We start from the raw sequence: 7967 nt of genomic DNA, 5'->3' as shown, positions 1-7967 counted from the left end.
CCGCGCGGCCCGGCTCCCCGGTTGGGGGTTTTGGGTGCGCCCTCGCTCCCCCGGCCCCGCGGGGGCATGCCCCCCCCGGGGCGCGGGGGGGCGGGGCGGGGGGGGGGGCCGGGCGGGGGGCCGCCCCCACTCCGGTGGTGTCAGCTGAAGGTGACGGGGATGTACGTGTCGTAGCTGCGGTCGTTGGTGGCGGTGAAGTCGGCGCGGGTGACCAGGGCGCAGCGGACGTCGACGCTGCACACCGAGCCGTCGGCGAGCTTCGGGGTGAGCTTCAGCAGGGCGCGGAAGCTGCCGTTCGGGCCGTAGCGGGAGGTGATCCCGGGGGTGCCCGTGGCGGTGTCGGTGACGCGGTGGGCGGCGCCGCTGGTGTCGCCGGGGCCGTTGCCGACGCAGGGGGTGGGACGCTCGGTGTAGGTGGCGGGGTCGCGGGGGTCGACCGAGTCCGGGATGACGCACAGGGCGATGAAGATGCCCTGGGCGCGGTTGAAGCCGGTGCCGAAGACGCGTACGTCCGAGCCGTCCTTGGACAGGTGGCTCGGAGCGGCGACGACGAGGTTGAACGTGTCGCCGTTGACGACGACCTGCCGGTACGCGGAGGCGGCGGAGGCGGGGGAGGACAGGCCCAGGGTGAGCGCGAGGGCGCCGGTGAGGGCCGCGGCCGGCGTCATGACCTTGCGGAGGATGTTCTTCACGGGGATCCGTTTCGTGCGAAGAGAGGGGGGAGGCGCGGGCCGTCGTGAGGTGTGCTGCGACGGCCGGTACGCAATTCCGCAGGGTAGTAGTCCTGCCCCGGGCCGATCATGGCCGGATCCCAACCCGGTGGTAACCAGTCCCCCGTGGTACGCGGTGGTACGGACCGCGCCGGACAGATCCGGCGCGGTCGGGCGCGATCCGGCGTGATCCGGTGCGGTGTGGCGTACCCGTCCCACCGATGGCCCAGTCGTCGTCGCCGGGGCGACTACCCTGGGAAGCCGATCGCGTCCCCCCGTAACAGGAGAAAAATGGCCGTCAACCTGGTCAATGTCGAGGCAGTCACCAAGGTGTACGGCACTCGTGCGCTGCTCGATGGTGTCTCTCTCGGTGTCTCCGAAGGGGACCGGATCGGTGTCGTCGGGCGGAACGGCGACGGCAAGACGACCCTCATCCGGATGCTGGCGAAGCTGGAGGAGGCCGATACGGGCCGGGTCACCCACAGCGGTGGACTGCGGCTCGGGGTGCTGACGCAGCACGATTCGCTGGACCCCGCCGCGACCGTACGGCACGAGGTGATCGGTGATCTCGCCGACCACGAGTGGGCCGGGAACGCGAAGATCCGCGATGTGCTGACCGGCCTGTTCGGCGGGCTGGACATGCCGGGGTTCCCGCAGGGGCTCGACACCGTGATCGCGCCGCTGTCGGGTGGCGAGCGGCGGCGGATCGCGCTGGCGAAGCTGCTGATCGGCGAGCCGGATCTGATCGTGCTCGACGAGCCGACCAACCACCTCGACGTCGAGGGCATCGCCTGGCTCGCGGAGCACCTGCGGGCCCGGCGGTCCGCGCTCGTCTGCGTGACGCACGACCGGTGGTTCCTGGACCAGGTCTGTACGCGGATGTGGGACGTCCAGGGCGGGACGGTGCACGAGTACGAGGGCGGCTACTCCGACTACGTCTTCGCCCGAGCCGAGCGCCAGCGCATCGCCGCGACCGAGGAGGTCAAGCGGAAGAACCTGGTCCGCAAGGAGCTGGCCTGGCTGCGGCGCGGCGCCCCCGCCCGTACGTCGAAGCCGCGCTTCCGGATCGAGGCGGCCAACGAGCTGATCGCGGACGTACCGCCGCCGCGCGACACCTCCGAGCTGATGAAGTTCGCCAACGCCAGGCTGGGCAAGACCGTCTTCGACCTGGAGGACGTGACGGTCCAGGCGGGCCCCAAGGTGCTGCTCACGCACCTGACCTGGCAGCTCGGCCCCGGTGACCGCATCGGTCTGGTCGGGGTGAACGGCGCGGGTAAGACCTCGCTGCTGCGCGCGCTGGCCGAGGCCGCCACCAGCCGGGGGGACATCCAGCCGGAGGCGGGCAAGGTCGTCGTCGGCCGGACCGTCAAGCTGGCGTACCTCTCGCAGGAGGTCACCGAGCTGAAGCCGACGCTGCGGGTCCTCGAAGCGGTCCAGCAGGTACGGGACCGGGTGGACCTGGGCAAGGGCCGCGAGATGACGGCGGGCCAGCTGTGCGAGCAGTTCGGCTTCAGCAAGGACAAGCAGTGGACGCCGGTCGGCGACCTGTCCGGTGGTGAGCGTCGCAGGCTCCAGCTGCTGCGGCTGCTGATGGACGAGCCCAACGTCCTCTTCCTCGACGAGCCCACCAACGACCTCGACATCGAGACGCTCAACCAGCTGGAGGACCTCCTCGACGGCTGGCCGGGATCGATGGTCGTCATCTCCCACGACCGGTTCTTCATCGAGCGGACCACCGACAAGGTGATGGCGCTGCTCGGTGACAAGTCGCTGCGGATGCTGCCGCGCGGGATCGACGAGTATCTGGAGCGCCGTCGCGGGATGGTGCTGTCCGGTACGGGTACGGCGACCGCCTCCTCCCCGGGCTCCGGTTCCGGCTCCGGTGACGCGGCTCCGGCCGGCGCGGTCTCGGCCAAGGACGGGCGCGCGGCCAAGAAGGAACTCCAGAAGATCGAGCGTCAGATCAGCAAGATGGACGACCGCGAGAAGACCCTGCACACACAGATCGCCGAAAGCGCCACAGACTTCGAGAAAGTGGCCGAACTGGACGCGGAGTTGCGTGAACTCAGGCAGGACCGCGAGGAGTTGGAAATGCGCTGGCTGGAGCTGGCGGAGGACGTGTAAAGGCGGCGCGCAGAGCGCGTAACAACCGCATCACGGGCCGGTCCTCCCTTGGGAACAAGGGGTGACCGGCCCGTACCGTACAACGGTCCGAGTGATACAAAGAAGCCCCGCTCGACTGATGTGACGATGCGGAAACCACACCCGAATCGCTTCATTCCGGTCGGTCATCCACCGGGAACACGGGGGAGTCCGACCGGGTGGCGGACCGTACTCAACAGGGGGAAAGCGCTGATGACCCAGCCACCCGGCCGGCAACCGACGCAGGGAGGCTTCGGCGCTCCGCAGGATCCGGGAGACCAGGGAGCGCAGGGGGCCCAGGGAGCGCAGGGAGCGCAGGGGCTCCCGCAACAGCCGGGCTTCCCGCCGCAGATGCCGGCGCAACCGCCGCAGCCCCCCGGCCGGCCGCCACTGGCTCAGGGGCAGCCGCCGCAGGTCCAGCCCGGGTACGGGTATCCGCAGACTCCGCCCGGCGGTCAGCCCGGGTACGGCTACCCGCAGCAGCCCGGCCCGTACGGTCCGCAGCAGCCCGGCCCGTACGGACAGCAGCCCGGCCCGTACGGTCAGCCCGGCCCGTACGGTCCGCAGCCCGGTCCCTACAGCCAGCAGCCCGGTCCGTACGGCTATCCGCAGTCCGGCGCCCCGCAGTTCCCCGGCGCGCCCATTGTGGCGCCCGGCGGCAAGGGGCCCTTCAAGGGCAAGCCCGCCATGATGATCGCGGCGGCCGTCGCGGGGTTGCTGGTCGTCGGTACCGGCGCATGGCTCGTTTTCGGCGGTACCGACAGCGGTGACGGCGACAAGAAGCCCGTCGTCGCCAAGAGCGACCAGCCGGAGCCGAGCGGCTCGCCCGGCGTCGACCAGGGCGACGGGAGCGGCACCGGCCGGCAGGCCGACGACGACCTGAACGCCGGACGCAAGGACGGCGAGTCCAGGATCGACTTCATGACGACCAACGATGTCGACCTGCCGCGCAACGGCTCGGACGTCTACGGTCCGTGGTTCGTCGGTGACACGATCATCAAGGCCATGTACAAGGAAGTCGTCGGATACTCGGCGACCGACGGCAAGAAGAAGTGGACGTTCCCGGTCGACGCCCCGATCTGCGGCGCCCCCGAGACCGCCACGGCCGACGGAAAGATCGTCTTCGCGGTCAACGACGGCAACACCGACAAGAGCCGGTGCACCCAGCTCCAGCAGGTCGATCTGACCAACGGCAAGGGCGGCTGGAAGAAGACGATCGAGAAGCAGGGCAGCTTCGACTTCTTCGGCGACCTCTCCCTGGCGATCACCGGCAACACCCTCGCGGTCGGCCGTACCAGCCACGCCAACGCCTACCGCGTCAGCGACGGCAAGGATGTCTTCGCCGACTCGTCGAGCGACTGCCAGCCGTACTCCTTCGCGGGCGGCACCCGGCTGATCGCGGCCGCGAGCTGTCGTACCGGTACGACAAGCGACGCCGTACAGGAGCTGGATCCGGCCACCGGCAAGGCCAAGTGGACCTTCCAGCTCCAGAAGGACTGGGAGGTCGACAAGGTCTACTCGACCGCCCTGCTGGTCGTCTCCGTCAAGAACGGCGAGAAGAAGAGCTGGAGCGTCGTCGCGCTCAACGCGAACGGCACCCAGCGCTCGGTCCTCAAGGGCGGCGCCGACAAGTTCTCGGTGAGCTGCGGCGGTTCCTTCGTCCTCGGCAACGACCTGCGCGGCTGCGTCGGCGTCGCCGCGGACGCCACCACCTTCTACATGGCGACCTCCACCGACAGCGGCAGCGCCAACGAGGTCATCGCCTACAACCTCGCCACCGGCGCCGCCAAGTGGCGTGCCAAGGCGCCCGAGGGCCGCACGATGACCCCGCTGGGGATGGAGGGCGGGAACGTCCTCGCCTATGTGGAGCCCACGTACGACCAAGGCGGCCAGGTCGTGACCATCGCCCCGGCGGGCGGCGCCCCGACCGTACTGCTCAAGAACCCGGCGTCCACGAGCGCCATCGAGCGGTCGTTCTACCAGACGAAGTACGCGTACGAGGACGGCCGTTTCTATCTGATCGGCGGCCGGATCAGCGCGAGCAAGGACGAAGAGGAACTGAAGACGAAGACGATGATGGCCTTCGGCAAGTGACCCGACCTTGACCCCGGCCCGACCCCTCTTCCCCGTCTCTTTCCCGCTTCCGTCTTCCTCCCTCTCCCCCGACTTCCTTTCCGAGGTACGCACGCATGTCACAGCCGCCCCCACCCCCGTCCCAGCCGCCCAATCAGCCCCCGTCCGGCGGTTTCGGCCCTCCGCAGGACCCCCCGCCCGGTGGTTTCGGCGCGCCGACCCCGCCGCCGCAGACCCCTTCGTACGGCTACCCGCAGACGCCCCCGCAGGGGTACGGGTACCCCGCGCAGCCTCCGTACCCGCAACAGCCCTACCCGCAACAGCAGTACCAGCAACAGTCGTACCCGTACCCGCCGCAGCAGTACCCGCAGGCTCCGCAGCCCCCGCAGGCGCCCAAGAAGTCGAACACCCAGCTCCAGATCATCATCGCGGCGGCCGTCGCCGTCGTCCTGATCATCGGCACGGGTCTCTACTTCGCCAACTCCGGTGGGAGCGACGGCAAGAAGAACGAGGCCAAGAACAGCTCGTCCGGCTCCACCGACGGTGCCAAGGACAGCGGCGGCAACGGTATTTCCGGCGGCGGCAAGGAGAAGGCCCCCGCCAACACCAGGTCCAAGGTCGCCTTCCAGGTGCCGCTGCCCAAGGTCGACGACATCACCGGTGTCTATGGTTCCTGGGTCACCGACACCACCTATGTGAAGACCGGTATCAGCGAGGTCGTCGGGTACGACCGGGACAAGGGCACCCAGCTCTGGAGCATCCCGCTCGACGGCCAGGTGTGCGCGTACTCCCGCCACATGACCGAGGACTACAAGACCGCCATCTCCTACGAGGTGTCCAAGCGCACCGCCGACAATCCGTACCCGAGGTGCAGCAAGATCGCCGCGATCGACCTGGAGTCGGGCAAGGTGCTCTGGGACAAGTCGGTCAAGGGCTCCAACGTGGGTGACAGGGATGTCGCGTTCAGCGAGATCACCCTCAGCGGTACGACGGTCGCGGGCGCGGGCTACGACGGTGGCGCGGCCTTCGACGTCAACACCGGGGCCGTCCGCTGGAAGCCCGAGGTCAGCTCGGACGGCTGCTACGACACCGGGTACGGCGGCGGCGCCGCCCTCGTCGCGGTCCGCAAGTGCGGCACGGCCGACGACCCGCAGCTGACCGTCCAGACGCTGAACCCGGCCACGGGCACCCCGATCTCCGCGTACACGATGCCGTCCGGTGTCGACTACCCGCACATCGTCTCCACCCAGCCGCTCGTCGTCGCCGCCGATGTCGGTGACACGGCGGGCGACGGCAGTGGTATCTCGGACTTCTTCTCGATCGACGCCAAGACCGGCAAGTTGCTCGCGAAGATCTCCGCCGCCGGCAAGTTCGCGGCCCGGTGCGGCTCGACCGACGTCGAGAAGTGCACGCACATCGTCGTGGGCAACGGCCGGATCTATCTGCCGACCGGGGAGCACGAGGGCGAGGCGGAGTACGGGCGGACCAACGAGATCGTCTCGTTCGACCTGGCCACGGGCAAGAGCACCACGGACCGGGCGGAGGCGGGCGAGCGCTACCAGATGTTCCCGCTGCGCATGGACGGCACCGACATCATCGCGTACAAGATCGCCCCGTACGACAAGGGCGGTCGGATCGTCTCGCTCAACGGCTCCACCTTCAAGGAGACGGTCCTGATGGAGAACCCGAGCGACAAGGCCGTACGCGACGCCGAGAGCGGCTACGCCTGGGACACCGCGGAACTCCTCTACGAGGACGGCCGGATGTACGTCGCGCCGCCCGCGCTGAGCAAACCCAGCCCGTACCAGACGCAGCGCTATCTGGTCATCGCCTTCACCACGAAGTAGCAGCGGCGAAAAGGCAGTTCAGCGGTGGGGAAGGGCCCCGGCCCGTGGAGTGATCCATGGGCCGGGGCCCTTCGCTGTAGCGGTGACCGGCCGTCGGTAGTCCTGAATGGCCGGGAATTCGACAATCCGAGGGGCTTCTGACCGGTAAGGGGCGCGCGATGTCGAACAAGCGTGTAGCTTGCCGGGGCAGGAGGCCGGGGGGCCAATCACCAGCGGGGATGGGATTGCTCGATGGGCGTTCGGCTCATGGTGGTCGACGATCACAGATTGCTCGCCGAGGCACTCGCCTCGGCACTGAAACTGCGCGGGCACCGGGTGCTCGCGGCGGCCGCGCCCACGGCGGGCGCCGCCGAACTGGTGGTGAGCAGGGCGCCCGAGGTGTGTCTGCTGGGCACCTCGGCGCCCGCCGAGCCGGGCGCCTTCGATCCGATCGTACGGATCAAACGGGACCGCCCACAGGTCGCGGTCGTCGTCCTCGGCCCGGTGCCCAGCCCGCGCGGGATCGCGGCGGCCTTCGCCGCGGGCGCGTCCGGTTACGTACGGCACGACGAGCGCATCGAGGGCGTCGAGCGCGCCATGATCAAGGCGCGGGCGGGCGAGGCGGCGGTGGCGCCCCAGCTGCTCCAGGGCGCCTTCACCGAGCTGCTCAACCCGGCGGCCCAGCCGGACGACGAGGGGCAGCGGCTGCTGCGGATGCTGACCCCGCGCGAGATCGAGGTGCTCGTCAGGGTCGCCGAGGGCGAGGACACCCGGGTGATCGCGGCGGGCATGGGCATCGCGCCCAGCACCGCGCGGACGCATGTCCAGCGGGTGCTGATGAAGCTCGGCGTGGGCTCCCGCCTGGAGGCGGCGGCCCTGGCGGCCCGGACGGGCCTGCTGGACCGGGCGCTGCTGACAGGACCGACGGGGCCGGGGTCGGGGGCGGGACCGATGCCGGGGACGGACGCGGCGACCCAGTAGACCGTCCGGCGGCCGAGGGCGGACCGACCGCCGGGCCGACGCCGGGCGCCCGTACGGACCGACCGCCGGGCCGATCCCGGGCGCCCGAGAGGCCCCGGGCGCCCGAGAGGTCCCGGGCGCCCGCACGGCTCCGTACCGCCACACGCGTACTCACCCGTGCCCACACGCGCATCCACGCCCGCACCCGCACCGCACCGCACCGCACCCCACCCCACCCCACCCCACGCATGATCAT

At 70.1% G+C, this 7967-nt stretch carries 4 protein-coding genes and 2 pseudogenes; 5 read left to right on the top strand and 1 reads right to left on the bottom strand.

Annotated features, from left to right (window positions below):
* Positions 1 to 140 precede the first annotated feature (140 nt).
* Positions 141 to 692 carry a hypothetical protein gene (locus tag ACIP8W_RS15870; RefSeq protein WP_401957625.1) on the bottom strand — a complete coding sequence of 184 codons (552 nt, stop codon included), beginning with the start codon at positions 690 to 692 and terminating at the stop codon, positions 141 to 143.
* A 309-nt stretch (positions 693 to 1001) separates the two neighbouring features.
* On the opposite strand from ACIP8W_RS15870, the pseudogene ACIP8W_RS15865 reads away from it, so the two are divergent.
* The 5 genes and pseudogenes from ACIP8W_RS15865 to ACIP8W_RS15845 all read left to right on the top strand — a co-directional run.
* Positions 1002 to 2535, top strand: a pseudogene (locus tag ACIP8W_RS15865) (ABC-F family ATP-binding cassette domain-containing protein); the annotation flags it as partial.
* 62 nt (positions 2536 to 2597) lie between these two features.
* Positions 2598 to 2834, top strand: a pseudogene (locus ACIP8W_RS15860) (ABC transporter C-terminal domain-containing protein); the annotation flags it as partial.
* A gap of 231 nt (positions 2835 to 3065) precedes the next feature.
* The gene (locus ACIP8W_RS15855) at positions 3066 to 4946 is read left to right on the top strand and encodes a PQQ-binding-like beta-propeller repeat protein (protein ID WP_402203361.1); all 1881 of its coding nucleotides are present in this window, start codon (positions 3066 to 3068) and stop codon (positions 4944 to 4946) included.
* A 95-nt stretch (positions 4947 to 5041) separates the two neighbouring features.
* Positions 5042 to 6772 carry a PQQ-binding-like beta-propeller repeat protein gene (locus ACIP8W_RS15850; protein ID WP_402203359.1) on the top strand — a complete coding sequence of 577 codons (1731 nt, stop codon included), beginning with the start codon at positions 5042 to 5044 and terminating at the stop codon, positions 6770 to 6772.
* Positions 6773 to 7003: 231 nt separating this feature from the next.
* Complete coding sequence (locus ACIP8W_RS15845) at positions 7004 to 7732, top strand: LuxR C-terminal-related transcriptional regulator (protein ID WP_402148271.1); 729 nt, start codon at positions 7004 to 7006, stop codon at positions 7730 to 7732.
* The last annotated feature ends 235 nt before the right edge of the window (positions 7733 to 7967 follow it).

Source organism: Streptomyces sp. NPDC088554, assembly GCF_044752945.1.
GTDB lineage: Bacteria > Actinomycetota > Actinomycetes > Streptomycetales > Streptomycetaceae > Streptomyces.
The sequence above is the reverse complement of the archived record's forward strand: the minus strand, read 5'-3'. Positions and strand labels throughout refer to the sequence as shown.